22 protein-coding genes are annotated in these 25,782 nt (G+C 62.9%); 8 read left to right on the top strand and 14 right to left on the bottom strand.

Features of this window, described 5'->3' with window-relative positions:
* Window positions 1-399: 399 nt before the first annotated feature.
* The 7 genes from KMZ29_RS21960 to KMZ29_RS21990 all read right to left on the bottom strand — a co-directional run bounded on the left by KMZ29_RS21960 (window position 400) and on the right by KMZ29_RS21990 (window position 6,865).
* Window positions 400-870, bottom strand: coding sequence for a GNAT family N-acetyltransferase (locus KMZ29_RS21960; protein ID WP_215621167.1), 471 nt, complete (start codon window positions 868-870; stop codon window positions 400-402).
* A 17-nt stretch (window positions 871-887) separates the two neighbouring features.
* Window positions 888-1,478 carry a glutathione S-transferase family protein gene (locus KMZ29_RS21965; RefSeq protein WP_215621168.1) on the bottom strand — a complete coding sequence of 197 codons (591 nt, stop codon included), beginning with the start codon at window positions 1,476-1,478 and terminating at the stop codon, window positions 888-890.
* A 96-nt stretch (window positions 1,479-1,574) separates the two neighbouring features.
* On the bottom strand, window positions 1,575-2,390 hold the full coding sequence (locus tag KMZ29_RS21970) for an outer membrane protein (RefSeq protein ID WP_215621169.1): 816 nt from the start codon (window positions 2,388-2,390) through the stop codon (window positions 1,575-1,577).
* A gap of 208 nt (window positions 2,391-2,598) precedes the next feature.
* A complete protein-coding gene (locus KMZ29_RS21975; RefSeq protein WP_215621170.1) occupies window positions 2,599-3,429 on the bottom strand; it encodes an outer membrane protein in 831 nt (276 codons plus the stop codon).
* A gap of 348 nt (window positions 3,430-3,777) precedes the next feature.
* The gene (locus tag KMZ29_RS21980) at window positions 3,778-5,025 is read right to left on the bottom strand and encodes an MFS transporter (RefSeq protein ID WP_215621171.1); all 1,248 of its coding nucleotides are present in this window, start codon (window positions 5,023-5,025) and stop codon (window positions 3,778-3,780) included.
* Between the two features lie 98 nt (window positions 5,026-5,123).
* Window positions 5,124-6,470 (bottom strand): phosphoglucosamine mutase, encoded by a 1,347-nt coding sequence (gene glmM / locus KMZ29_RS21985; protein ID WP_215621172.1) that lies wholly within the window; start codon window positions 6,468-6,470, stop codon window positions 5,124-5,126.
* Between the two features lie 212 nt (window positions 6,471-6,682).
* On the bottom strand, window positions 6,683-6,865 hold the full coding sequence (locus tag KMZ29_RS21990; RefSeq protein WP_215621173.1) for a hypothetical protein: 183 nt from the start codon (window positions 6,863-6,865) through the stop codon (window positions 6,683-6,685).
* A 107-nt stretch (window positions 6,866-6,972) separates the two neighbouring features.
* Between KMZ29_RS21990 and KMZ29_RS21995 the strand changes: the two genes are divergently transcribed.
* Window positions 6,973-8,109 (top strand): alpha-hydroxy acid oxidase, encoded by a 1,137-nt coding sequence (locus tag KMZ29_RS21995; RefSeq protein WP_215621174.1) that lies wholly within the window; start codon window positions 6,973-6,975, stop codon window positions 8,107-8,109.
* A 69-nt stretch (window positions 8,110-8,178) separates the two neighbouring features.
* Here KMZ29_RS21995 and KMZ29_RS22000 read toward each other — a convergent pair whose 3' ends face one another.
* The 3 genes from KMZ29_RS22000 to KMZ29_RS22010 all read right to left on the bottom strand — a co-directional run bounded on the left by KMZ29_RS22000 (window position 8,179) and on the right by KMZ29_RS22010 (window position 16,488).
* Window positions 8,179-9,012 carry a shikimate dehydrogenase gene (locus KMZ29_RS22000; RefSeq protein WP_215621175.1) on the bottom strand — a complete coding sequence of 278 codons (834 nt, stop codon included), beginning with the start codon at window positions 9,010-9,012 and terminating at the stop codon, window positions 8,179-8,181.
* 137 nt (window positions 9,013-9,149) lie between these two features.
* Window positions 9,150-11,198 carry an elongation factor G gene (locus KMZ29_RS22005; RefSeq protein WP_215621176.1) on the bottom strand — a complete coding sequence of 683 codons (2,049 nt, stop codon included), beginning with the start codon at window positions 11,196-11,198 and terminating at the stop codon, window positions 9,150-9,152.
* Window positions 11,199-12,078: 880 nt separating this feature from the next.
* Window positions 12,079-16,488 carry an NACHT domain-containing protein gene (locus tag KMZ29_RS22010; protein WP_215621177.1) on the bottom strand — a complete coding sequence of 1,470 codons (4,410 nt, stop codon included), beginning with the start codon at window positions 16,486-16,488 and terminating at the stop codon, window positions 12,079-12,081.
* 185 nt (window positions 16,489-16,673) lie between these two features.
* On the opposite strand from KMZ29_RS22010, the gene KMZ29_RS22015 reads away from it, so the two are divergent.
* Entirely contained in the window at window positions 16,674-17,426 is a 753-nt protein-coding gene (locus tag KMZ29_RS22015; RefSeq protein ID WP_215621178.1) for an SDR family NAD(P)-dependent oxidoreductase, read from the top strand.
* Between the two features lie 196 nt (window positions 17,427-17,622).
* Here the strand turns inward: KMZ29_RS22015 and KMZ29_RS22020 are convergent, their stop codons facing one another.
* The 3 genes from KMZ29_RS22020 to KMZ29_RS22030 all read right to left on the bottom strand — a co-directional run bounded on the left by KMZ29_RS22020 (window position 17,623) and on the right by KMZ29_RS22030 (window position 20,306).
* Window positions 17,623-18,108, bottom strand: a complete 486-nt coding sequence (locus KMZ29_RS22020; RefSeq protein WP_215621179.1) for a DUF992 domain-containing protein — start codon at window positions 18,106-18,108, stop codon at window positions 17,623-17,625.
* A 243-nt stretch (window positions 18,109-18,351) separates the two neighbouring features.
* A complete protein-coding gene (locus tag KMZ29_RS22025; RefSeq protein ID WP_215621180.1) occupies window positions 18,352-18,882 on the bottom strand; it encodes a DUF992 domain-containing protein in 531 nt (176 codons plus the stop codon).
* A gap of 221 nt (window positions 18,883-19,103) precedes the next feature.
* Window positions 19,104-20,306, bottom strand: coding sequence for a pyridoxal phosphate-dependent aminotransferase (locus tag KMZ29_RS22030; RefSeq protein ID WP_215621181.1), 1,203 nt, complete (start codon window positions 20,304-20,306; stop codon window positions 19,104-19,106).
* 193 nt (window positions 20,307-20,499) lie between these two features.
* On the opposite strand from KMZ29_RS22030, the gene KMZ29_RS22035 reads away from it, so the two are divergent.
* The 4 genes from KMZ29_RS22035 to KMZ29_RS22050 all read left to right on the top strand — a co-directional run bounded on the left by KMZ29_RS22035 (window position 20,500) and on the right by KMZ29_RS22050 (window position 24,137).
* The gene (locus KMZ29_RS22035) at window positions 20,500-21,747 is read left to right on the top strand and encodes a glycosyltransferase family 87 protein (protein ID WP_215621182.1); all 1,248 of its coding nucleotides are present in this window, start codon (window positions 20,500-20,502) and stop codon (window positions 21,745-21,747) included.
* A gap of 186 nt (window positions 21,748-21,933) precedes the next feature.
* A complete protein-coding gene (locus KMZ29_RS22040) occupies window positions 21,934-22,587 on the top strand; it encodes a glutathione S-transferase family protein (protein WP_215624370.1) in 654 nt (217 codons plus the stop codon).
* Window positions 22,588-22,736: 149 nt separating this feature from the next.
* A complete protein-coding gene (locus KMZ29_RS22045) occupies window positions 22,737-22,913 on the top strand; it encodes a hypothetical protein (protein ID WP_215621183.1) in 177 nt (58 codons plus the stop codon).
* Between the two features lie 60 nt (window positions 22,914-22,973).
* Window positions 22,974-24,137, top strand: coding sequence for a PQQ-dependent sugar dehydrogenase (locus KMZ29_RS22050; protein WP_215621184.1), 1,164 nt, complete (start codon window positions 22,974-22,976; stop codon window positions 24,135-24,137).
* A gap of 49 nt (window positions 24,138-24,186) precedes the next feature.
* Here the strand turns inward: KMZ29_RS22050 and KMZ29_RS22055 are convergent, their stop codons facing one another.
* A complete protein-coding gene (locus KMZ29_RS22055; RefSeq protein ID WP_215621185.1) occupies window positions 24,187-24,867 on the bottom strand; it encodes a hypothetical protein in 681 nt (226 codons plus the stop codon).
* 217 nt (window positions 24,868-25,084) lie between these two features.
* Between KMZ29_RS22055 and KMZ29_RS22060 the strand changes: the two genes are divergently transcribed.
* Complete coding sequence (locus KMZ29_RS22060) at window positions 25,085-25,174, top strand: PQQ-dependent sugar dehydrogenase (protein WP_249779759.1); 90 nt, start codon at window positions 25,085-25,087, stop codon at window positions 25,172-25,174.
* A gap of 90 nt (window positions 25,175-25,264) precedes the next feature.
* A complete protein-coding gene (locus KMZ29_RS22065) occupies window positions 25,265-25,762 on the top strand; it encodes a hypothetical protein (protein WP_215621186.1) in 498 nt (165 codons plus the stop codon).
* The last annotated feature ends 20 nt before the right edge of the window (window positions 25,763-25,782 follow it).

Raw genomic sequence — 25,782 nt, forward strand, 5'->3', positions numbered from 1 at the left:
CAGGTGTGATCCCGGGATCAGGTGCGCCCCTGGAATCGCAACCGATTGGTGGCCCGGCGACCACATCGGGCGGGATTGCCGCAGGGGGTTGCGACTGAAGCAGTTCGTCAGCATCCGTGACGGTTCTTGCCGCCCTTCGCCTGCTCGAGGTTTTCAGTACGCTGTTTTCGCCGGCCTGCACGACGTACTCGTTGCCGATCCGAATAATTGAATAATTGTTCATGTGTGGATCCCCAACCTGCCCGAGCCCGGCGGGATACAGCACAATGCCACGCATCGTTGCGCGGAAATAATTACGAAAGGCTGGCTGGTTTATCGCGCGTTAACCGGAACGAATGGCAAAGCCCGTTTCGCAATCGGCGCAAGGCCGCAGCGATCCTGCCGACGAATTTGGCTGTATCAAAATCTCCAGGTCATTCCGACATGGCTCGGCTGAAACCCGAGCCGCCTGTAAAACCGCTGCGCGTCGACGCGGGTGTTATGCGTGAACAGTTCGACCAGTTTGCAACCGTTGGTGCGTGCCTCGTCGAGCGCCCATTGCACCAGTTGCTCCCCGACGCCGCGGCTGCGGCGATGCGTGGCGACGCGGACGTCCTCGATCAGGCCGCGCAAGGCGCCCTGCGAGCTCAGTCCCGGCAAGATGCAGAGTTGCAGGCAGCCGATCACGGTGCCCTCGCCGTCCTCGGCGACCACGAGATGGATGTTCGGATCGGCCTCGACCCGATCGAACGCCCGGAAATAGAACGGCGGCAGCGGGTCTTCGATCCGCTCGCGCGCGCTGCCGAGCGGATCGTCCGCCAGCATCGCCACGATGGCGCCGACGTCGTCGCGGCGGGCGCGCCGGATGGTGACGGTGGAAATCGCGGCCATGGTGGTATCCTTGGAACTCAGCGCGCCGGTGGTAGCCCGAGATAGCGTTCGGTGTCGCCGATCCAGCGCCGCACCGCGGCATAGCCGTCGAGGTGGAAGCCGCCCTCATGCGCCAGCCGCGTATAGGCCAATAGCGCGACGTCGGCGAGCGAAACAGCCTCGCCGACCAGGAACCGCGTCGCGGCGAGCTGATGCTCCATCCGCGCCAGCGCCGCATAGCCGCGCTTGATCTTGTCGGGATCGAGGTCGGAGGCCGGCTTGCCGAGATAGACCATCTGGAAGCGGCACACCGCGATATAGGGCTCGTGGCTGTATTGCTCCCAGAACAGCCACTCGTCCATCTTCGCCGCGGCAAAGTCGTCCGCGGGAATGAGATCGCTGCCGCGGGCGAGATAACGGATGATGGCATTGGACTGCGCCAGCGCGCGGCCGTCGTCGAACACCACCGTCGGCACCTGCCCGGCGCCGTTGAGCTTGAGAAATTCCGTGGTGCGGGTCTCGCCCTTGAGCGTATCGACGCGGATCCAATCGTAGGGCAACGCCAGGTGATCGCAGATCCACTTCACCTTCAGGCAATTGCCCGAATTGGTATCGCCGTAGATTTTCATGGCCGGCCACCGTTCTCAGGAGAGCGACAGACCAGCAGCCGGCAGCACTTCTGTCAACAGGATCGGACGGTGCCTGGAATCCGCCGACGCATTCGATCAGAACTTGTAGCCCAGACCGGCGCGGACCGTGTTGATCTGCGTGTCGATCGAGGAAGTGAAGCGGATGTATTCCCACTCCGCGCGCAGGAACAGGCCCGCATACAGCATCACATCGACACCGAGTCCGCCGGAATATCCGTAGACCAAGTGGCTATTCTTCGCATCCGTCGCGCTCAGATCAAACGGAACGTTCTGGAAGCCCGGCGCAGCGTTCGGGTTGACCTGGGTCCCGTAGATATGGGCGGTCCTGATGATATTCGCCTGCCCCAGGGCCACACCTCCGAACATATAAGGCAGAAATGCACCGGCCGCATAGCCGGCCCGCAGGCGAAGCGTTCCCATGTCGGAAACCGCCATCGTCCCCGTGCTCTCATACGTCACGGTATCGGTGTAACCCCCGGAGGCGGAAAAGAACCGCGACATGCTGTCGGTCTGCGTGCCGCCGAACTTGCCATGCATATAGTTGAACTCAGCGCCGAGAATGACGTCGTCCCATTGCGCATTGTAACCGGCGAAGCCGCCGAAGCCGTTGCCGTGAACCGAGGTCTTGCCTCCCAGCGGCCAGGACGAGACGCCGCCTGACGCCTCGATGTCCGTCGTGGCCAGCAGGTGAGCCGCGATGCTCCTCGTTGCGCCTGTGAAGTTCATGTCGGACGTACCGAGGCCGCCCTGCCCTCCGATGTAGTAGCCCTGCCAGTTGACTCTCGCGGTGGTCAGCCCGTCGGTGAAGGAGCCGCGAAGAAACGGAAGGTCGGCCGCTTCCGCACCGGAGGCCACCCCGAACATCATCGCCGCCAGCAAAAGTCTACGCATCGCAACGCTCCATCGAACTCTGACTGGCGCTGATCATCGCCTGTTAACCTTAACCAATCGTTGTCGCAGGCTGCGAACGGCACGATCCTTTGCGAAAACCCGAGATCATTTCCGTGACGGGCCTTGCGCAGCCATGTCGCCGCGCCAAACGAAAACGGCGCGGGAAGATCCCGCGCCGTTAATACTCGTTAAGAGGAATGAGGCTCGATCAGCCTTTGCGCATCAGCGGCGGCGCGTAGACCGGCGGGCTCGAGAGGTCCCAGCGCACGCCCAGCTTGAGGTCATGCGAAGTGATGTTCTTGAACGTCATCGGATTGTTGATGCCGTTGGTGCCGTCGAAAGCCCTGAGATCGCCGGTCAGGCCGTCGCCCATATCGAGGTAGCGATAGGCGAGTTCGACGGTGAAGTTCGGCGTCACCTTGTAGCCGACGCCGGCATGCAGCGCCCAGGCGAGATTCCATTTCGACACGTTGTCGCCATGGGCGAGGCTCCCCAATGTGGGGCCTACGCCCTGGAGGGCGATACCCTGGTCGGTGAAGTTGTTGATCGAAACTCGCGCACCGCCGACGCCGGCGCCGATGAACGGCGTGATGCACCACCAGGTGCCGAGATCGACATAGGCGTTGGCGAGAACCACCCATTCGTTCTTGGTGGCGTGATAGGTGTCGGTGCCGACACCGCCGGCATAGGTGATGCGGTCGGTTCCGAAGAACTGCGAATTGCCGCGATACTCACCGGTGACGTCGGCGCGGAACCAGTTGTTGACCTTGTAACCGACGCCGAGGCCGAAGATACCGGCGGTGTTGAAGCTGAGATGCTGGTTCGACGAAGTGAGGGTGGAGTCGAGCGCGTTGTTCAGGCGATCGACTCGCTGATTGCTGAAACCGATGTCGCCACGCAGATACCAGCCGCCGAAGTCCTCGACCACCGGAGGCGGTGCGTATGCCGGCGGCGGCATGATGGCCATGTCGGCGGCAGAAGCCATCGATGACAACATTGATGCCGCTCCGGCGGCAACGAGAAACTTAACGCTACGCATTGGCTTCGTCCTTTTGTCCGGTGAGGCAGACAACGGAGGCCTCACATCAAAAACTCACGGTCGGACGATGCCATCAAATGTTTAAGCGGCACTTAACCCTAATTATTAAGGTTGATAATCTGTTGCGCACGCCCCTCGGACGCGTGCGCTCCGGCAACGAGATCGTGCGGAATTTCAATATTTTGGCGCGCAACCGCCGGCGAAAAACGCGGGCTGCGTTTCTTTCCGATCGCGCCATGGGAAATTCCTGCAGCGGTGAAATCGGCAGCACGAAAATGCCGGGAACCGCCACAATCGCTAATGATGTGTTGATGAAATTCGGCGGTTGCGGCGCCAACGGTTCCCGCGTCAGCGAGCGGCCTTTGGCATCTTCGGCAGGAACACCGCGAGCAATCCGATCGCCGGCAGCAACGCGCAGACCTGATAGACGAAGGCGATGCCGGCGTGGTCGGCGACCTTGCCGAGCACCGCGGCCCCGAGCCCGCCGATGCCGAAGGCAAATCCGAAGAACACCCCGGAGATCATTCCGAGCCGGTGCGGCATCAGTTCCTGCGCGAACACGATGATCGACGAGGTCGCCGACGAAATGATGAAGCCGATGAAGATGGTCAGCACGGCGCTGGCGAACAGCCCGGCATAGGGCAGCGCCAGCGTGAACGGCAGCGCACCGAGGATCGAGAACCAGATCACGTATTTGCGGCCGAAGCGGTCGCCGAGCGGACCGCCGAAGAAGGCGCCGGCGGCGTTGGCGGCGAGGAAGATGAACAAATAGAACTGCGCGGTCTGGGTCGAGACCGCGAATTTGTCGATCAGGTAGAAGATGTAATAGCTCGACAGGCTGGAGACGTAGAGCTGCTTGGAGAACAACAGCGCGACCAGCACCACCAGCGCGACCTTGACCCGGAGGGAACTCGGCGCGTCCGGGTGCGCCGGCGGCGGCGGCGCCTTCTTCGTCGCGATCTGCGGCTTGTACCAATGCCCGATCCGCCACAGGATGACGATGGCGAGAAATGCGATCGAAGAAAACCAGGCGATGCTCGGCTGGCCGAACGGCACCACGATCAACGCCGCCAGCAGCGGGCCCATCGAGGTTCCGAAGCTGCCGCCGAGCTGAAACACCGATTGTGCGAAGCCGTAGCGTCCGCCGGAAGCAAGGCGGGCGATCCGCGCCGACTCCGGATGAAACACCGCCGAGCCCAGTCCGACCAGTGCTGCCGCGACCAAAATAACGGGATACTGCTGCGCCAGGCTGAGCAGCAGCAAACCGACGAACGTGAAGCCCATGCCGATAGCCAGCGAGAACGGCTGCGCCTTTCTGTCGGTGACATATCCGATCACCGGCTGCAGCAGCGAGGCGGTGAACTGGAACGCCAGCGTGATCATACCGATCTGCGCGAAGTCGAGTGCGTAGCTGTCCTTCAGGATCGGATAGACCGAGGCGATCAGCGACTGCATGGTGTCGTTGAGGAAATGCGACAGGCTGATGCCCGCCAGCACGACATAGGCTGGCCCCGCCACGGCGGCGGGCGCCGCGACATCTGGCACCACCACCGGCGCAACCAGCGCCTCTTCCCTGACGACGACGGGCTTGTTCAAGACCTGAAATCCGGATTCGGAGCGCAATAGCTCCTCCTACGACGGCGGTGCCGCACCGACCAGCGCCGATAGATAATGGCTGCGATGCGATCGCGCGCTCAGGCGGCCGCGGCCTGACCGAGTGCGGTGACGATGTGATCGACCACTTCCTCGACCAGGATGCGGTCGTCGCCCTCGCCCATTACCCGGATCACGGGCTCGGTGCCGGAGGAGCGGACCAGCAGCCGACCATGGCCGTTGAGCCGTTTTTCGCCGTCCACGATCGCCGATTTGACCTCGGCGTCGTCGAGCGGCTTGCCGCTGCGATAGCGGACGTTCTTCAGGATCTGCGGCAGCGGGTCGAAGCGGTGGCAGACCTCCGATACCGGGCGGCGGAGCTTTTGCACCACCGCGAGCACCTGAAGTGCTGCGACAAAGCCGTCGCCGGTGGTAGCGTAGTCCGACAGGATGATGTGACCGGACGGCTCGCCGCCGACATTGTAGCCGCGGCCCAGCATCTGTTCGAGCACGTAGCGGTCGCCGACCGGTGTGCGGATCAGCTCGATGCCCTGGCCTTCGAGGAAACGCTCCAGCCCGAGATTCGACATCACGGTGGCGACGACGCCGGGCTTGGCAAGCCGGCCGTCTTCCTTCCAGCTTTGCGCGATCACCGCGAGCAGCTGGTCGCCATCGACCAGATGGCCGCGCTCGTCGACCAGGATGACCCGGTCGGCGTCGCCATCGAGCGCGACGCCGATATCGGCGCGCATCTCGCGCACCTTGCGGCTCAGCGCTTCCGGCGAGGTGGAACCGCATTCCTTGTTGATGTTGAAGCCGTCCGGCTCGACCCCGATCGGAACCACGTCGGCTCCGAGTTCCCACAGCGCTTCCGGCACCACCTTGTAGGCCGCGCCATTGGCGCAATCGATCACCACCCGCAGGCCGTCGAGGCTGAGATCGCGCGGCAGCGTGCGCTTGGCGAATTCGATGTAGCGGTCATGGACGCCGTCGATGCGGCGGGCGCGGCCGAGACTGGCGCTCTGCGCCAGTTTCTTGTCGAGCGATTCGTCGAGCAACTGCTCGATCTGCTTTTCGACGTCGTCGGACAGTTTGAAGCCCTGCGGACCGAACAGCTTGATGCCGTTGTCCTCGAACAGATTGTGCGAAGCCGAAATCATCACGCCGAGATCGGCGCGCATCGACTTGGTCAGCATCGCCACCGCCGGCGTCGGTATCGGGCCGAGCAGCAGCACATCCATGCCGACCGAGGTAAAGCCGGCCACCATCGCGTATTCGATCATGTAGCCGGAAAGCCGTGTGTCCTTGCCGATGACGACGCGATGGCGATAATCGCCGCGCTGAAACACCAGTCCGGCCGCCTGCCCGACCTTGAGCGCCAGCTCCGGCGTGATCAGACCGTTGGCACGGCCCCGGATCCCGTCTGTCCCGAAATATTTGCGGCTCATGTGACCCCCAACTCCGTCCCGGCTCCTGCAACCACCCTGCGAGAAGCCCGGAACGCCCGCCTATCATAGCGTGTAGCGGGTTATAATGCCTGCGGCGCTAAAATGGCTTCAAAAAATATGATGAATCATTACCGGCGGCCGATCTACCGGCCGGCGGCTAACACATTGTTAACGCAGGTATTATGCCCCCGGCACACCCGGCGGGCGGGCCGCTAGTCCCGGCGTTTGACGTGATGGTCGGCCTTCGAGGGCGGTGGCTGGGTGACATTGACCGGATCGGAACCCGGAAAGGTCTCCTCCAGCCCCTCCTCCAGCGCCCGATCCAGCTGGCGCTTCTCGGCGACTTCGGCGATTTTGTCGGCGACCTCGGCGACTTTGGTGCGTGGTCCGGTCATGGATGGCCTCCCTGGCTGGCAGCCTCCCGTGGGGTGATTTTGCAGGGGCCCCAACCATGCTAGATGAATAGTCAAAGCGACGAATACAAGAAGGGCCGGGAGCGCATATGAAACACATCACCTGCATCGAGGATCTGCGCCAGGTCCATAAGCGCAAGGTGCCGAAGGCGTTTTTCGATTACGCCGATCGCGGCTCCTATTCCGAGGATACGCTGCGCGCCAACGTCGACGACCTGCAGCAGATCAAGTTCCGCCAGCGCATACTGGTCGACGTGTCGAAGCGCGACCTCTCGACCACGATCCTCGGCGAGCCCGCCGCGCTGCCGCTGATCCTCGCCCCGGTCGGGCTGACCGGCATGCAATACGGCGACGGCGAAATTCACGCCTGCCGCGCCGCGCAGGCCGCCGGCATTCCCTACACATTGAGCACGATGTCGATCTGCTCGATCGAGGATGTCGCCGCCAATGTCGACAAGCCGTTCTGGTTCCAGCTCTACGTCATGAAGGACCGCGGCTTCATCAAGGCGCTGATCGAGCGCGCCATCGCGGCGAAATGCAGCGCGCTGGTGCTGACCGTCGACCTGCAGGTGATCGGGCAGCGCCATGCCGACATCAAGAACGGCATGACGGTGCCGCCGGAATGGTCGCTGTCGAAGCTGGTCGATTTCGCCACCAAGCCGGCCTGGGTCGCGGGCGTGCTGCGCGGCAAGCGCCGCACCTTCGGCAATCTGGTCGGCCATCTGAAAGGCACCGACGATATCACCGCGCTGGGGACCTGGATCGCGACGCAGTTCGACACCACGCTGAACTGGAAGGACGTCGAGTGGATCCGCAGCATCTGGCCCGGCAAGCTGATCCTGAAGGGCATTCTCGACGTCGAGGATGCCGAGGAAGCGGCCAAGACCGGCGCGCAGGCGCTGGTGGTGTCGAACCATGGCGGCCGCCAGCTCGACGGCGCGCCATCGTCGATCGAGGTGCTGCCTGAGGTCGTCGACGCGGTCGGCACGCAGATGGAGATCCTGTTCGACGGCGGCATCCGCTCGGGCCAGGACGTGATGCGGGCGCTGGCGCTCGGCGCCAAGTCCTGCATGATCGGCCGGGCCTATATCCACGGCCTCGGCGCCTATGGCGGCCCCGGCGTCGCCAAGGCGCTCGACATCATCCGCAACGAACTCAGCGTCACCATGGGCCTGTGCGGCGTCAACACCATCGCCGAGATCGACGACCACGTGCTGGCGATTTAGAAGATCGTCGCGACTTTCTTATTCCCTTCTCCCCTTGTGGGAGAAGGGAAGGCCGCTCACGTCCGCAGATCACGCGCCTTTGAGATCGGCCTCGACCAGTTCGCGAAGTTCCGGCGTGACCTTCGGCCGCTGCCCGAACCACAATTCAAAGCCGCGCACCGCCTGGTGCAGCAGCATGCCGAGCCCGTCGGCGACTTTCAGTCCGCGCGCGCGGGCGGCCGCCAGCAACGGCGTTTCCAGCGGCACATAGACGAGATCGGCGACCACGGCGTTATCAGGCAGCAGGCCGACGTCGATCTGAAGCGGCGGCTGGCCGTGCATGCCGAGCGAGGTCGTATTCACCAAAAGGCCGGCCCGCGGCAGCAGCTCCTTGACGGTCTCCCATGCGACCGGATGCACACGAGCGCCGAATTGCCCGGCCAGCGCACGGGCGCGTTCGATGGTCCGGTTGGCCAGATGCACGCTCTTGATTCCGCGCTCGAGCAGGCCGAACACCACCGCGCGCGACGCGCCGCCGGCGCCCAGCACCAGCGCGTCCTCGGCGCGGTCCCATCCGGGCGCGCAGGCGTCGAGATTGTTGATGAAGCCCTCGATGTCGGTATTGGTCGAGCGCAATTCGCCGCCCTCGTACCACAGCGTATTGGCCGCGCCGACGGCACTGGCGCGGTCATCCGGCTTCGACAGCGCCAGCGCGCGCTCCTTGTGCGGAATGGTGACGTTGGCGCCGACGAAGCCGTGGGTCGAAAGATGCAGCACGAATTCGGCGAAGCCCTCGGGCGGGATCGCCTCGATGCTGTAGCCGCCCTCGATGCCGAGCGTGCGCAGCCAGTAATGATGGATCAGCGGCGAGCGCGAATGCGCCGCCGGCCATCCGATCAGGCATGCGGCGGGGGGTTTGGTCACGGACAGATCTCCTTGTCATACCCGGCCAAAAGCGCGAAGCGCGCCTTCGCGCGAGACGTGCTTCGCACTTTTGCCCGGCCATGACGATCAATTTATCTTCCGCTTGCTGCTGTCAAGAACGCGGCCAGAAACAACTTTTACGCCGCGACGCCGTGCGCGGCGATGATCTGGTCGGCGGCGCGGCCGGTGACTTCGGCCATGCGGTCGAAAGCCCGCGTGAAACTGCCGGCGCCGGCGGTCGCCGACCGCAGCTCCACGATCAGCTCGCCGATTTCAGCCTCCGGCATCATGGCGCGGACGCGGTCCCATCCCGGCCAGCCGTCGCGGGTGTCGAAGCCGAGAATCTGCCCGCGCCGTCCCGACAGGATGGCGTTGATCTTGGCGGTGGCGTCGGTCGGACAGACGATCTCGACCACATGGATCGGCTCCAGCAGCACCGGCTGGCACTGCGGCAGCGCCTCGGAGACGCCGATCCGCGCCGCGGTGCGGAAGGCGAGATCGGAGGAGTCGACGCTGTGGTAGGAGCCGTCGGTCAGCGTCACCTGGACGTCGATCACCGGAAAGCCGAGCGGCCCGCGCAGCAGTCCGTCGACCACGCCCTCTTCCACCGCGCCGATATAATTTCGCGGTACCGCGCCGCCGACGACCTTTTCGTGAAACTCGAAGCCGCCGCCGCGCTGCATCGGCTTGATCTCCAGCACCACGTCGCCGAACTGGCCATGGCCGCCGGACTGCTTCTTGTGCCGGCCGCGCTGGGTGATCGATTTGCGGATGGTCTCCTGATAGCCGATCGAAGGCGGTTGCGATTTGACGTTGACGCCGAAGCGCTCGCGCAGCCGCTCCAGCGCCACCCGCAAATGCATCTCGCCCTGTCCCCACAATACGATGTCGTGGGTGCGCGGATTGTGAATCATGGTCAGCGAGGGATCCTCCTCGTTGAGCCGCAGCAATGCCTGGCCGAGCTTGACGTCGTCCTTGCGGTCGGTGGCCGACAAAGACAACGCCAGCACCGGCGGCGTCGGCTCGACGCTGGCCAGCGCTTTCGGCGCGGTCTTGCCGCTCGACAGCGTGTCGCCGGTCTTGATGTTGTCGAGCTTGCCGAGCGCCACCGTGTCGCCGGCCTCGGCGGAGGCGCGCTTGCTGTCGTGCGCGCCGTTGACCGAAAGAATTCCGGAGACCCGGCCGGACTCGCCCGATGACGACTGCAGCGTGGCGCCGTCGTCGAGATGTCCGGCGAGAATGCGCGCCAGCGACAGCTTGCCGCCGTGCTGCAGATGCAGGGTCTTGAACACATAGGCCAAGGCGTCCTTCGCCGAAACCGCGCCGAGCCGTTTGGCGGTCTCGGCGACCCCGGGCGATTCGTGGCGCAGCGCCTTCATCAGCCGCAGCACGCCGTTCTCGCGGAGCGCCGAACCCAGCAGCACCGGACAGATCAGGCCTTCGCGCAATTCGCGGGCGAGATCGTCGAAGATGGCATCGCGCGGCGGCGTAATGTCCTCGAGCAGTTGCTCCATCAGCGCGTCGTCGTGATCGGCGAGCTTTTCCAGCATCGAGAAGCGGGCTTCCTTCTCGCGGTCGAGGTCGCCGCCTTGCAGCGCCACCACTTCGGACGCCTTGTGTTCGCGGTAGACGAAGGCGCGCTCCAGCGCGAGGTCGACGAAGCCGGCGATCAGGTCGCCGTTCCAGATCGGAATCTGCCGCAGCACCAGCGGGATCCTTGAGGCCGGCTGCAGGGTCGCGAGCGTCTCGCGGATGCGCTTGTTGGCGCGATCGATCTTGTTGAGAAACAGAAAGCGCGGAATGCCGAGATCTTCCAGTTCGCGCAGGATGATCTGAAGCTGCGGCAGCTTCTTCTCGTCCGCCTCGCAGACCACGACAGCGGCATCGACCGCCGGGATCGCGGCGCGCATGTCGTGCGCGAATTCGATCGAACCGGGACAATCGAGAAAGGTGTAGCTGTCGCCCATGAAGTCAGTGGTGGCGGCGGTGAGGCCGGTGCCCATCTTGTGACGGCGGGCCTCGGGGCTGGCGTCGCCGACCGAGGTTCCGGCGTCGACGCTGCCGGCGCTCCGGATGGTGCCGGTGCGCGCCAGTATCGCTTCGAGAAGTGTGGTTTTACCGCTTTGGAAAGGGCCCACCAGCGCAATGCACCGTGGACCGCGGGGACTTCTGACGTCTTGTCCCATTGCCGCCTCCTTGGTTGGAGCTCGGCCCTTGATTGGGTCGGCGAACGGATGGTCCGCCCGTCCCGTAAATTTGGCAAGCGAGAAAAACGTCGTTGCGGTGGATTTTGACGTGCCCTGCGATGGCGCACCGAACGGTCAGCCGTCATTGCGAGCGAAGCGAAGCAATCCATTTCACAGCGGTTCCGGTGGGCAAGATGGATTGCTTCGTCGCAAGCGCTCCTCGCAATGACGCTGTGAGAGTTGCGATTCAATGTCAAATACCGGATACACGTCCGCCTTCTCGCGGCATGATCTGCCCGAGCTTTGCCTGTCGTTGTCCCCCTCAAATGAGGGAGCAGGGAATGCCGGATGCGCGCTGCACCCGCGGTCTCGTGTGCAAAATTGTGCAAAAAAAAGCGCACACGAGCATACAGGTTCAGCGGAGAGCAATCCGACATTCCCTGCGCAATGGCTTTACGGCTTATATCGCGCTCACCCCGGAGTATCGGGCTTTCTTGCCTCCGTCGCCTGCGGATAGCTGGCTCATCCGCGCCCGGTCGGGCCGACTTGCCTTCCGCAGACTTGACGCCAACCATTGAGGCATCGGATCCACACGACTTTGCCGTACGCTTCAGCATCGTACGTCCTGCACGTCCTGTGACCGCTCACGGAGTTTATTCCGCCCTGCGATCCCATCGCGCGCCCGACGCCGCCGCGTCCACCGCATCCCATCCCAACGTTCGGTGACGATGGCCAACGCCCCTTCCTCGGGGACAGGATGGCGTGATTCGTAACGGTGATTTGGGTTTCGGGAAAAGCGAAATTTTGCCCGACGGGTTGATCTGTCGCAGGAGGCGAAGGCGCAATGAACGTAGCAGGCACTCGTCTCCTCAACAGAGCGCTAACTCGCCTGGGCCTCAGGCGGCCACGCGCGCTCAGACATAACATCGGGATGGCGGGTATCGTTTGTGGCGATGCCATGTTTATCCCGAAGCCTATCAATGGCGATTAGACATTTCTTGGCGAGGGCCGCTTCCGTTGGTGAGCCGCTGAGCAGATCGAAGAGCGCCTTTCGCAAATTCCCCACTGGAGCCGGATAGAGGTTGTAGATATTAGAGTCCTCGGCAACGGGCACCTTGTCGACTGCAACAGCCTCTATGGCTGACGCCATCTGACCATCGTAGGCTTGGTCATTCGCTGTGTATTTCTTCACCATGGCAATGAGATCTTTCTCACTTGCCGCTTCACCAAAGAAGTCCTCCAGCATTCTGCGACCCGGGCCATCGCCTACTGTCTCGTACCGCTTCTTCAGTTCAGGCCTCAGTTCGGGAAGCTTCTGCACATATTCTGCAAGCTGGCGACCAACATGCCACGCATCGGCACCGTGAGGTTCACGCCCCAAGACGCGTTCGATGAACAGGTCCGCGTACGACAGCACTGATTCAAGGGTGCCTCGGTTCAGAAATGCCCGCATCCACGCGTGGTCATCCGCAATATCTCTGTGTTCCCGCACTAGACTTACCAATAGAGCGTCCCCCTTCGCGCCGGGTACGGCGGCAACTGCGTTCAGCACGCGTTCCCATCGCTGTGCCCAGCCGCGGCCGTAGAAAGCCTTCACCTTGGTCAAGCCTTCAAGCACGATCTCTGGCCGCGTCGTGAACGGCAGCAACTCCAGCCAAGGCTCGATTTCCCAGGTATTCTGCCGCTTGTGCCATGCCTGGTTGGGCTCATTGGCCTCGGCTAGCCAATCATCGATAGCCCGCATAACGAGATCAGCATCGATAACCTGCCCATCAAGGACCATGGCGGCCAGCAAAGTCTGCTTTGCCCCCAATGGCTGCGGCAAGTCCGTGATACGAGCGATGAGCCCATCGTGATCGGCATGCGGCATACTCAGGGCAATGCGCGCTAACCCAATCGCGAGCAACTGATCGTCCTTTTCCGCCTGTGGCTTCGCCAACCGATCTATCGCGGCGAAAATTGGCACTGCGAGCGCATTTAACGGCTCGGGCCTCGGCGACGCCGCACGGCTCTTACGCGCCACCTCAACTTCATCGAACCATGGCCACCGCCGATGAAAGCTCGGCTCGGGCACATCCAATTGCTTGTCCGATATAGATTTCAGTATGAGCGCAGCAGCAAGACCAAAATCCCTGTCTTCGAGATACTGCGCCGCGACTGTAGCCACTTCATCACCGCCGATGCGAACAAAGGACGCTTGGTATTGGTTGTCGTAAAGCGCGCCCGCATCTGACGTCGCGTCGATATCGCCGCGCCTCCGGGCATCCACAAGGCCTTCACGCGCCTTCTTAAGACGTGACAGCTCTTCATCGAGCAGTTGCTTTAGTTCGGGTACCAGTTCCCGGAAGCCCAAGCGACCGATGGCATTCGACACCTCCGTAAGCTGGTGTCTTCTTCCGGTAGGCGCTGCAATCATCGTCTCGACCCAACGCCGCAGAAGGTCGATCCACACGCCTTTCGTCGCTGGGTCAATCGCGAGCGGCCGCTTGCGATCCTCCTGGCCGGTCCCGTGGTCTGCCACAAGCGACGCCAGGGATGAAATAATGCTGGGATCGTCTGACTTTTCTCTCCGCGCGATGGAAGCCGCGAAGACGGCGGGGCGCGTGCCGCGAATTCGGTCCTTGATGCGACGGTATTCATCGCCGAGCGCGCGATCGTTCCGTGCAGCCCGCAAAGCACGGGCGCATCCAAGAAATCTGTCGATTAGCGCATCCACTGTCTTTGGACCCGCCATAACCGCCGCGGCATTGATATCGCGGCTCTCACGGCTAACATCGAGAATGGACTTTGCAATCGGCCCTTCATCAGTCACTTCCAAATTCAAAAGGAGTTCGTCTGCGTGGTACGGCAATTTTAGACCTGTCTCCAGGCGCTGACGTAGTCCTTGCAGTACGGCGTTCGGCGCCTGCTGCTGGGCAAAATAGAGCGAACCACCCTGCCGATCATTGATGGGAAACTGCGGGTCCGCAATTGCGGCTGCGATGGCCGCATCGCGCCCTGGGTAATCGGAGGGTTGCTGAAGAAGAAGGCGAAGCCGCTCATATGATCCAGTTGCCTTTTCGAAAGCCTTGGCTCGAATGGTGCGCAACCTCTCCACGACCGCTGGCTCCTGGATATCTTCCGCGTAGCCATGCGCCGCGATAAGCTCCCAAGTCTCTTGGTGGGCGGACGACAGAAGATCGGCAACATGACGGTCGGCCCGCCGAAACTGAAGGTGTTGAACGACTTCCGCCTGGACCTTCGGGCTCGGATCAGTCTTCGCCAACTCTACCGCCAGATCCACTCCATCCACGCCGCTCTCTCCGGCTATCATTGCGAGCAAGTCCTCCCGCGTCTGCTCGGGAAGCTTTGCTACCTTCGCATGCAGATCGGGACCAAGGACTCGCGGACGAAAGCGCGGCGCAATTCGCAAAGTTGGAAGCAGTATTTGTCGGTTGCTGCTAGATGCAAGGGGCCAAATCTGCGGGGCAAATTCGGGCCGGCCGGTCATGATCATGAACCTTACAGCGCGATCCACTTTCCCGGGCCGGTGCCAACGCTCGACAAAAGTAGCAATGTCCCCTTTCACTAATTCCCAAACCGAAGCCGCCGCACGATAAATCATCTCGGCGCCCAACATGGGATCAACTGGCAAAGCGAGCCGGACTGCATGCGCAACGATCTCCGTTCCGCCGTTTTCGCGTGAAAGCCGCTCCGTTGCGAACAAGACGGATTCTTCCCACATAGGCTGGTCGAAGATGGCGGCACGTAGCTGCACACGAGCGCTCGTATCGCCTCTCGCGCTCACCCGCATCAATTCGGAGACCTTGTGACTGGCATACCATTCTTGGAATTGCTGATGCTGGAACGCGACGCCGCCCCCAGAGCGCATCAAGGCATGGTGGCTCGTCAACGCTTCCAAAACTGTTATTGGCTCGAGCGGTCCGGCAATCTGGCCTTGCTCTCGGAGTCTGGCAGTCGTAGTTGCCACGATCCGGCGCGCGTCGGCCTCGGACATTGTGGTCGAACCAATCGCGTTCAAATGGCTCGCCAACTCGGTCAAAATCTCTGCGTGGCACCCAAGAAGCGCTGATTGCAGGGTTTCAACGTGGTCGGCTGCCCGTTCGTGCTGTTCGACGAACAAGCGGAGCACGGCTTCCTTGGTGTCGGCGATTGCGCCTCTTGAACCGCCCGCGAGTAGGGCGGAAAGGTACAGTGGCGTGGCGATCAGTGCGCGAACGCCGGGTGTCCGCCAGGCATCGTCAACAATCTTCTTGCCCGCCGCGCCATAGAGCGCATCCGCAATCGCCATCTGCTGGCCTTCGGAGAGTGGCTCGATATGGACGCGCGGTCCTGATATGGGCACGTCAAGCGCTTGCCGCCGCGTTGTGGCAACGATGCGAACGTCGGGCCAGTCACGACGGACTTGCCCGATCTCGACACGCAACCGCTTGTGGGCGTCCGGAGTAAGTTCGTTCCAACCGTCAAGCAAGAGCAGTAGCCGTCCGCGCTCGGCGAGCGCGCTTACATCGTCCGTGCTAATCGCCTTGAAAGCCGAGCGCTGATATAGACTCGCGAGCAGGCTTGTTGATCCTGCAGACCAATCACCCAGCCTGAAATAGAAAGGAACGATCGAATTTGCAGTTAGCACGTGGCCTGCCAGTTGCAGAAGTGTAGTCGTCTTGCCGGTTCCTGGCGGCGCCACGATTGTCACTTCAGGTGCAACTTCGACAGCCAGCGGCAATTTACCGATGCTGAAGGATGGCGCTTCGTTGTCGCCGTCTATTCTGAGGGTGAGCTCGATGGCATCACGGGACCACATTGGCCCACGCCTATAGGTAACGAGATCAGCGGCGGCGGCCGCGTGAACTTTCTCGAAAACGGCATCGAATTCGGCATCCTCGGGCCGATCATCTGCCGCAATCGTCGCTTCAACGCGGGCTGGCTCTTCCGCGAGTGCAGTGCCAGATGCCACAAGTTCACGAAACGCACGCGTTTGCGCATCGCGCTTCCATCTTGTCAGTTGCTCGATCGTAAACTTGTTCGAGTCGACATCGACCAGCCTCCCACAGTTCTGACAAAGCCATAGTCCGTTTTCCTTGCTCCGCCGCGCCTCCAGCGTTTGGGCCGCGTTGTAGCGAGGCCCACCAGGGGATGCTGCGCAAATGTGAGCCGCCACGCCGATGATGATGGTCCCGTCCTGCGCTGCGTTGGCACCGACGGTCGGTCGACGGCATTCAGGATTCGAGCAACGGTACCCGACGCCCTTGGCAATCTCCGTAACGGTTCGTTTGGTGAAATCGTCGCGCAAATGGGGCCGCCGTGGGTATAATAGCGCCAGCGAAAGAGCGAATCCTGCACAAAACCAATAGCATAGCGGCCCGGCACCTGCACGCCCGTGTGATTGTCAGTGTTTTTCTTCGCTCGGCGCGGCAAGGTATTAAGGGATGGAAGCGGCGGCTCGCGACAGCGCGTTCGCATCAAAGGAGACAAGCGATGGACCTGAAGGGCGCGGTTGCACTGGTGACGGGCGGCAATGGCGGGCTGGGGCAGCGCATCTGCCACGCGCTCGCGCGGGAGGGCGCCCATGTGGCTGTCATGTACGCTCGCAGCCGCGACCAGGCGGAAAGCGTCGCCAGCGAACTGACGTCGCGTTATCAGATCAACGCCCGGGCTTTCGCCTGCGACATCACCGACGGCGCGGCGGTGGATCGGCTGGTGGGCGAGGTAACCCGGGCCTTCGGCCACCTCGATGTTCTGGTCAATGACGCCGCCTACAACGTCTCGATCCCGTTCGGCGATCTCGACAATCTGACGCTGGAGGCATGGGACAAGATCATGGCCATCAACCTGACGGGGCCGATGCGCCTGACCAAGGCGGTAGCCCCCGTCATGAAGGCCCAGGGGCGCGGCCGCATCATCAACATCGCTTCGGTGGCAGGGCTCAGCCCGACCGGCTCGTCCATCGCCTATGCCGTGTCGAAGGCGGGGCTCATTCATCTGACGCGTTGCATGGCGGTGGCGCTGGCGCCGGAGACGCGCGTCAACTGCGTGGCGCCGGGTCTGCTGGACGGCACGCGCGCCACAGCCAATCTCCGGGCCGAGCAGATCGAGCGCTCCGCATCGGGCTCGCTCCTGAAAAGGCCAGCCGACAAGGACGACTGCGCCGACATGGTGGTCGCCATGTGCCGCACCGAGACCATGACCGGCCAGACCGTCGTCATCGATTCCGGACGCATCTTCCACTAGGACGACGGGGCAGACCGCTTCGAACGGCTCGTTCCATGGCGTGAGGCATGGGATGCGTTGAGCTTTTCGCGAAACCCATCACCACTCGTGCAAAACATGATGGGTATCGCTTTCGCTCCACCCATCCTACGTGCTATCGGCGCCAATCCATCAACCCCGTCATTGCGAGCGCAGCGAGGCAATGACGGGTGACCCCTCACCTTCCCGGCCGAAGTTCCAGGCTTTCCAGCCCGGCCGCGATGCTGAGGCCGATCTGGCCCTGCACGCTGAGCGGCTGCAGGGCGATGGTGTTGTTGGAGCCGCCGACCAGCACATTGCCGCCAACCCCGACGCCGATCGCGGCACTGCCCTGCGCGCCGGCGTAATTGCCGGCGAGATCGCCGGGGCCGAGCCGCGCGACCGGCGCGAACACGCCCCAGGCCAGCGCGGATTCCTGGGTGATGCCGAGATCGAGCCCGACCTTGCGGATGGTCGCGACATAGCGGTCCTCCGGCAGGCCGTCGGCGCGCAGCACGCAGCCGAGATTGGTCACCGATCCGACGATGAAGCCGATGCTGGCGCCGCCGCGGCATTCGAGAACGCCGACCTGCACGCGCTGCATCGGCTGCTGCGCCCGGGCGGCGCCAAAGGATGCAACCAGCAGGTTAACGGCGATACCGGCAAGGATGAGTGAGCGGCGCATGAAGAAATCTCCGGCTGAAAGGATGTGATGCGAGCAGGGAATCGGGACAGCGCCACGCCTTGGCGCCTGATTCTCTATGACACAACGGCGGGGGTGTTGTCATTCCGGGATGGTCCGAAGGACCAGACCCGGAATCTCGAGATTCCGGGTTCAGCCCCGCGGGCTGCCCCGGAATGACGGCAATCGTTACAAACAAAAACAGGCCCGCTTGCGCGGGCCTGTTTCACTTGCCTCGTTGGCGCCTCAGCCGTGACGGCGATGGTGGTGATGGCGACGATGAACCCGGTAGGTGCCGCCGCGCCCGAAGCGGACCGGCTGCAGCTCGATGTCGGCAATGCCGGCCGCGACGTTCAACCCGGTCTGGCCCTGCACGCTGATCGGCTGCAGCGCGTAGGAATTCTGCGGACCCCCGACCAGGAAATTGCCGCCGAAGCCGACGCCGACCGACGCATTGGCGCCGACGCCGCCGTAATTGCCGGCGAGCTCGCCGCGGCCGAGCCTGCTCGTCGGCGCATTCACCGCCCAGGCCAGCCGGGTCTGCTCGGTGAAGCCGAGATCGACGCCGTAGCGGCGGACGGTCGCGATATAAGGTTCGGGGCGGCGGCCTTCGCTCTGGAACACGCATTCGAATGACGTGACCGAGCCGACGACGAAGCCGACATTCTGGCCGCCCTGGCATTGCAGGATGCCGGCGCGCACCGGTGGCATCGCGTTTGCCCCGGCGACCGAGACGCCGAGCGCCGCGATGGCAATGCTGAATGTCGAGAGTTTCATGGTTCTGTCTCCGCATGAGGAATTGAATGTGCGAAAGCGACAGAAAGAAAACGCCTTGTCCAAAACAAGAAAGCGCCTTGTCCAAAACAAGGCGCTTCCGGAATGCCGACGTCAAACCGTCACGGGCTCGACAGTCAAATCCTCAAGACGTGATTTGACACGCCTTTCTTCTGACGCGTTTTCTTGACGCGAACCGGGGACCCACTTCGCTCGAAAACGCTCTATCGCAAATTGCCGCAAAAGCGCTGGATGCGTTTGCAGGCGTCCTCGAGATCGGAATTCTTGGTGGCGTAGGAAATCCGGAACGCCGGGCCGAGCCCGAACGCCGAACCCTGCACCACCGCGACGCCTTCCTGCTCGAGCAGTTCGGTGACGAAGTCCTCGTCATTGGCGATCACCTTGCCGGACGGCGAGGTCTTGCCGATGGTGCCGGCGCAGGACGGATAGACGTAGAACGCGCCCTGCGGCCGCGGACAGTCGATGCCCTTGGCCTGGTTCAGCATCGCCACCACGAGATCGCGGCGTTCCTTGAACGCCTTGTTGTTGACGGGGATGAAGTCCTGCGGACCGTTGAGCGCTTCGACCGACGCCCATTGCGAGATCGAGCACGGGTTCGAGGTCGACTGCGACTGGATGGTCGCCATCGCCTTGATCAGTTCGGCCGGGCCGCCGGCATAGCCGATGCGCCAGCCGGTCATGCAATAGGCCTTCGACACGCCGTTCACCGTCAGCGTGCGGTCGTACAGCTTCGGCTCGATCTGCGCCGGCGTCGTGAACACGAAATCGTCGTAGACCAGGTGCTCGTACATGTCGTCGGTCATCACCCAGACATGCGGATGCTTCACCAGCACGTCGGTGATCGCCTTCAACTCGGCGCGGCTATAGGCGGCGCCGGTCGGGTTCGACGGCGAGCACAGGATGATCCACTTGGTCTTCGGCGTAATCGCCTTCTCCAGCGCATCGGGCTGCAGCTTGAAGCCGTGCTCCGCCGTGCATACCACCGGCACCGGGTCGCCGCCGGCCAGCGCCACCATTTCCGGATAGCTCACCCAGTACGGCGCGGGAATGATGACCTCGTCGCCCGGATTGATGGTGGCCATCAGCGCGTTGTAGAGCACCTGCTTGCCGCCGGTGCCGACGATGACCTGGTTCGGCTTGTAGGTCAGGCCGTTCTCGCGCTGGAACTTGGCGATGATGGCCTCCTTCAGCTCGGGAATGCCGCCGACGTCGGTGTATTTGGTCTTGCCGGCCTCGATGGCGCGGATCGCCGCCAGCTTGATGTTGGCGGGCGTGTCGAAATCCGGCTCGCCGGCGCCGAGGCCGATGACGTTGCGGCCAGCCGCTTTCAGCGCGCGTGCTTTATCCGTGACCGCGATGGTCGCGGACGGCTTCACACGGTCGAGCGCAGCGGACAGGAACGGCATCATGGTCTCCTTGCAAACGTCGTGGACATGCGGGTGTCGGCACACCGATCCACGACTCTTCCTGATGGGATCGAGGCACCCTAAAGCGGGCCACGCTGCATCGCAAGAAGCTTGGCCGGATGCGGCCAAACTTTAGGGAACGTTAAAACGGCCCCGCTAGGGTTGCGCAATATTCATAAAGTTCCGCGGCAAAATGGCTCATTTCTGGCAAGCTATCCGATCCGGCGAATGGCTGACCGCCGCGCGTGCGCGCGATTACAGCCTGATCCTGCTCGGCATCTGCGCCCTCGCCGCGGTCGGCTGGATCGCGCTGTCGGATGGCCTGATCGATCGCAACGGCAAACCGATCGGCACCGATTTTGCCAGCTTTTACGCGGCCGGCTCGCTCGTGCTCGATGGCCGGGCCGGTGACGTCTACAATATGGCTGCGCATTACGCCCGCGAGCAGCAGATCTTCGGGGCAGCCATGCCCTATTACGGCTGGCTGTATCCGCCGATCTTCCTGCTGGTCGCGACCCCGCTGGCGCTGATGCCCTATCTGCCGGCGCTGGCGGTCTGGCAAATCGGCACCTTCGCGTTGTACCTGCTCGTGATCGGCCGCATCGTGCGACGGATGCGGGGCGTCGCGATCGGCCCGGTATGGCTGCCGATCGCCGCCGGATTCCCCGCCGTCTTCATCAATCTGGGACACGGCCAAAACGGGCTTCTCGGCGCCGGATTGTTTGGCGCAGCCCTGCTCGCGTTGTCCGCGAGGCCGGTGGTGTCGGGAGTCCTGTTTGGCCTGCTCGCCTACAAGCCGCAATTCGCGCTGGTCGTACCGGTCGCGTTGCTCGCCGCCGGCCAATGGCGCACCGTCATTGCCACCGGCATCACCGTGATGGCGCTGGTGGGCATCACGAGCCTGATATTTGGCGCCGATCTCTGGCTTGCCTTCGCCGCCTCCACCGAGACGTCGCGCAAGCTGCTGCTCGAGCAGGGCGATGTCGGCTTCGAGAAACTGCAAAGCGTCTTCGCGGCGGTGCGCATGTGGGGCGGCGGCGTCCCGCTGGCCTACGCGGTGCAGGGCGTGGTGTCGGCCGCGGTGGTGTGCGGCACCGCATGGACATGGCGTTCGGCCGGCGACCGCGACCTCAAGGCCGCGCTCCTCGTCATCGCGACATTGCTGGCTTCACCGCACGTCCTGGATTACGACCTCGTGATCCTCGGTCTGGCGATCGCATTTGCCACCAGCGCCGGTTTCGCGGGCGGCTTCCGCGATTACGAGATCAGCCTGCTGGCTGCGGCGTGGATCGTGCCCTTGCTGGCGCGCGGCGTCGCCGGAGTCACCGGAATACCGCTTGGCCTTTTGGTGTTGCTGGCGCTTTACGTCGTCACGCTGCGACGTGCGGCTTGGGATCGTGCAGCGCCGGCTGTGAGCGCCCACGAAATCGCGCAAGCGTGATCTGAATCGTTAACGCCTGCTGGCAAGATCTTCTGCGCGGTTGCAGTGCGGTAGAGGTTTTCTACCTTTTCCATCTCGCGGGCCTTGCGAGACACCTGCAACGGCATCATTGTTTAGCCGCGTTGCGGCGCGACAAGGCGGACTCGTTCGCCACACGCACCGTTTTCACCGAGAATGAAATTCAAGATGTACAAGCTCTATTCGATGCAGCGCTCCGGCAACAGCTACAAGGTGCGCCTTGCGCTGGCGCTGCTGAACGCGCCCTACCGCGCCATCGAAATCGACATTCTGCGCGGCGAGAGCCGCACGCCGGACTTTCTCGCGAAAAATCCCAGCGGCCAGGTGCCGCTTCTGGAAGTCGGGGAAGGCCGCTACCTCGCCGAGTCCAATGCCATCCTCTGGTACGTCGCGGGCGGCACGCCGCTGGCGCCGGAATCGCGGATCGAGCGCGCCGAGGCGCTGCAGTGGATGTTCTTCGAACAGCACGCGCTGGAGCCGAATATCGGCGCCGCCTATTTCTGGCTGGCGCTGGTCAAGGGTGGCCGCGACCTGCAGACCCACGCGCTGGAAGACTGGATGGAACGCGGCTACGGCGCGTTGCAGGTGATGGAAAACCACCTCAAGACCCACGAGTATTTTGCCGCGGGCCAGATGACCGTCGCCGACATCGCGCTGTACGGCTATACCCATGTCGCCGACCAGTGCGACTACGACCTTGCGACCTTCCCGGCGATCTGCGCCTGGCTGCGGCGGGTCGAAAGGACGCCAGGGTTCGTCCCGATGGACTGGCAGCCCGGCAGCGAGGTCGACGATACCCCCGGCATCGCCGCGGAGGTTTGAGGCGGTAGCGCCTCAACAGCGGGCATAACCGCCCGCGCCGCCGTTATTTTGCCATCTTCGAGCCCGCATCGCCGCAATATTGCCAGCGATTCTTGCAAGATTCTGCGGGGCGTGCGGGTGATTCGCCCGCGCATTGAAGGATTTCGGCCATGATCCGGTCGTTCGGCGCCTTGGGCTTTCACGGCCGCCCGGCGCCTGTTGCTTCGTCCCGGCTGACCCACGCCGTCGCGGCCTCGCTCGCGATCGGCGCGCTGTCGCTGTGCCTGATCGTTACCCTCACGGTGTTCTCGATCAACGTTTCCATGGCGATGCCAATTCCGGCGTAACGCTGAAGACCTGTCGTATCGCACAACTGCCAGCGGTGATGTCATCGCGAACGGGCAACCATGACCAAGACACCAGTAGTCCTCGTGACGGCTTCGTTGACGGTTGCGACCGCGCTGACGGCGACGTTCCTGATCGTCACCTCGACCCGCGGCGAAAACACCTCGTTCGCGTCGTCGGCGGGGCAGCTCGAAGTCCAGACCATTGCCGGAGGTCTCACCAATCCGTGGGCGCTGGCGTTCCTGCCCGACGGCCGCATGCTGGTGACCGAGCGTCCCGGCCGCATGCGCCTCGTCACGGCTGAAGGACAGCTGTCGCCGCCGCTGAAGGGCGTGCCCGAGGTGTGGGCCTCCGGCCAGGGCGGATTGCTCGACGTCGTCACCGACAGAGCCTTCGCGCAGAACAGGACCATCTTTTTCTGCTACGCCGAGCGCGCCAGCGGCGGCGGCCGCACCGCGGTGGCGCGGGCCAGGCTGAACGACGGCAGCGGCCGGCTCGACGAAGTCAAGGTCATCTTCCGGCAGGAGGGGCCGCTGTCGGCGGGCAATCATTATGGCTGCCGGATCGCGCAAGCCAACGACGGCAATTTGTTCGTCACGCTGGGCGATCATTTCACCTGGCGCGACGAGGCGCAGAATCTTGGCAACCATCTCGGCAAGATCATCCGCATCGCGCCCGACGGCTCGGCGCCATCGGACAATCCTTATCTCGGCCGCACTGACGCAAAACCGGAAATCTGGAGCTACGGCCACCGCAACGAGCAGGGCCTCGCCATCAATCCGGCGTCAGGCGAACTCTGGGAGATCGAGCATGGCCCGCGCGGCGGCGACGAGGTCAACATCATCGGCAAGGGCAGGAACTACGGCTGGCCGGTGATCGGTTACGGCATCGATTATAGCGGCGCCAAGATCCAGGACGGCGCCGCCAGGGACGGCATGGAGCAGCCGGTCAAATACTGGGTGCCGTCGATCGCCCCGTCCGGCATGACGTTCTATACCGGAAAGCTGTTCAAGAAATGGACCGGCAGCCTGTTCACCGGCGCGCTCAAGGACAAGATGCTGGTGCGGCTTTCGCTCAACGGCAACAGCGTGACATCAGAGGAACGCCTGCTGCAAAACCTCAACGAACGCATTCGCGACGTGCGCCAGGGCCCGGACGGCGCGCTGTGGCTCTTGACCGACAGTTCGGCGGGACGAATCCTGCGGGTGTCGCCGGCGGCGAAATGACGAAGCATCGACAAGATCGCGAGAAACAGATCTTTGGAGAGAGCCATAACTAATTGCTCCTTAGTCCGCCGATTTCTGGGGGAAGCGTGCTTGAAAAGGGATTAGACGGATTGGACCGGTATTGATCGAAGTGGTCGATCCATTTGAGCCTTAGATTAATGCCCCTCGTTACCGGCTCACCGGTGATGCCGTAAGAATTGAACGGCCAGATCCCGGTTGGAACGATCTCAAGCGTGGCGCGCACCAGTTTTGCACCAGCGCCGAAACTCTTTCCGATGTCGAGCGGATCGACCCTTTCCACCGTCATCGGATCGTTCAGATCGCGAAAGCGAACCAGCAACGGGAGACTCGTCAGGGGCAGGTCGATTTTCCCGGACAATCGTTTGACCTTCAAAAGGCCATCCCTAACCGGCAGCGGGAGTGCCCCACCGGGAAAGTTGAAAGCGCGGAGCACGATATATTCAGGCCCCGACCGGCGGTCGGTGTCGCCCTTAAGTAGCGCAAACAAGATACCTCGGGGGCCAAGATCGATAACAACCGCTTCTCCGCGAACATCAATGGAGAATTCGCTTTGAGAAATCGGATCGTTATTCTTGCTGTAGGTAACTTCGATAACGCCCGACCCGGTCTTGCGTTCGCCGTTGACCTCGACCTCTAGAGTCAATCGATATCGCACTGTCGCGCTGAAAACAGCGGTGTACACAGCAATGCCTACCAAAATGAACGCCATGAGTATTCCAAGCCGCTTCATGAAGCGTGCCCCGAACGAGATGCAAACCGCATATCGGTGTGCTTGCCGTTGGCTGGTGGGACGGATTTGTCGTTCTGGAATGGTCGAGCAGAAGTGGGGCTGGCCATATGCTGGTCTCTTGGCGCACGCTGCAATCCAACGGTGTATCTCAACAGACAGAACAACCCTTAAGAATTACGAAATCGGCAACTGCAAAATGGACCGGCAAGGCCCGGACGGCGCGCTGTGGCTCTTGACCGACAGTTCGGCGGGGCGAATCCTGCGGGTGTCGCCGGCGGCGAAATGACGATGCCCGGCATGAACGCGTGAGCGGCTGCTAGCGACCAAGGTGTTGGGCCGCCGGCTTTGGCGGCCGCGAACCGGCACGCAGCACATCATGGACAGGCGGCAATTCGTTTTCGGCATTGTAGCGGCCGCGGCGCTTTCGGCCGGCGCGCGGGACGGCCGCGCGGAATGCGGCGAGCTGACCAGCAACGAATTTGTCAGAGAGCTGTATGAGAAGCAGGCGCGGCTGCACGCCGCCAACACGCCGCTCACAGCGGACGAATTTCATGCGCTGTTTGCGAGCGACCTGCGCAAACTGATGCAGTCGCCTCGGCGCACTCCAAACAACATGCCGGTCGGCCCGCTGCTGAACGCCTTCTTCGGCTGGGGCGTGCTGCCCGGGACGGAGATCAAAGTCGAGAAGGTTGCGCTGGTCTCCGGCAATTATGAGGGCCCGGCCACCGTCGGCATCGACCTCAAATACCGCGGCGAGAGCCGCAAGGTCCTCGTGCATGCCGTGCGCGAAAACGAGGTCTGGCTGGTCGCCAACATCATCTATGATTCCGGCAAGAGCCTGGTCAGCCACTATCGCGCCATCACCGCGCGTTGACGTGGCGTGGCGGCCGGCCG

Source organism: Bradyrhizobium sediminis (assembly GCF_018736085.1).
Lineage (GTDB): Bacteria > Pseudomonadota > Alphaproteobacteria > Rhizobiales > Xanthobacteraceae > Bradyrhizobium > Bradyrhizobium sediminis.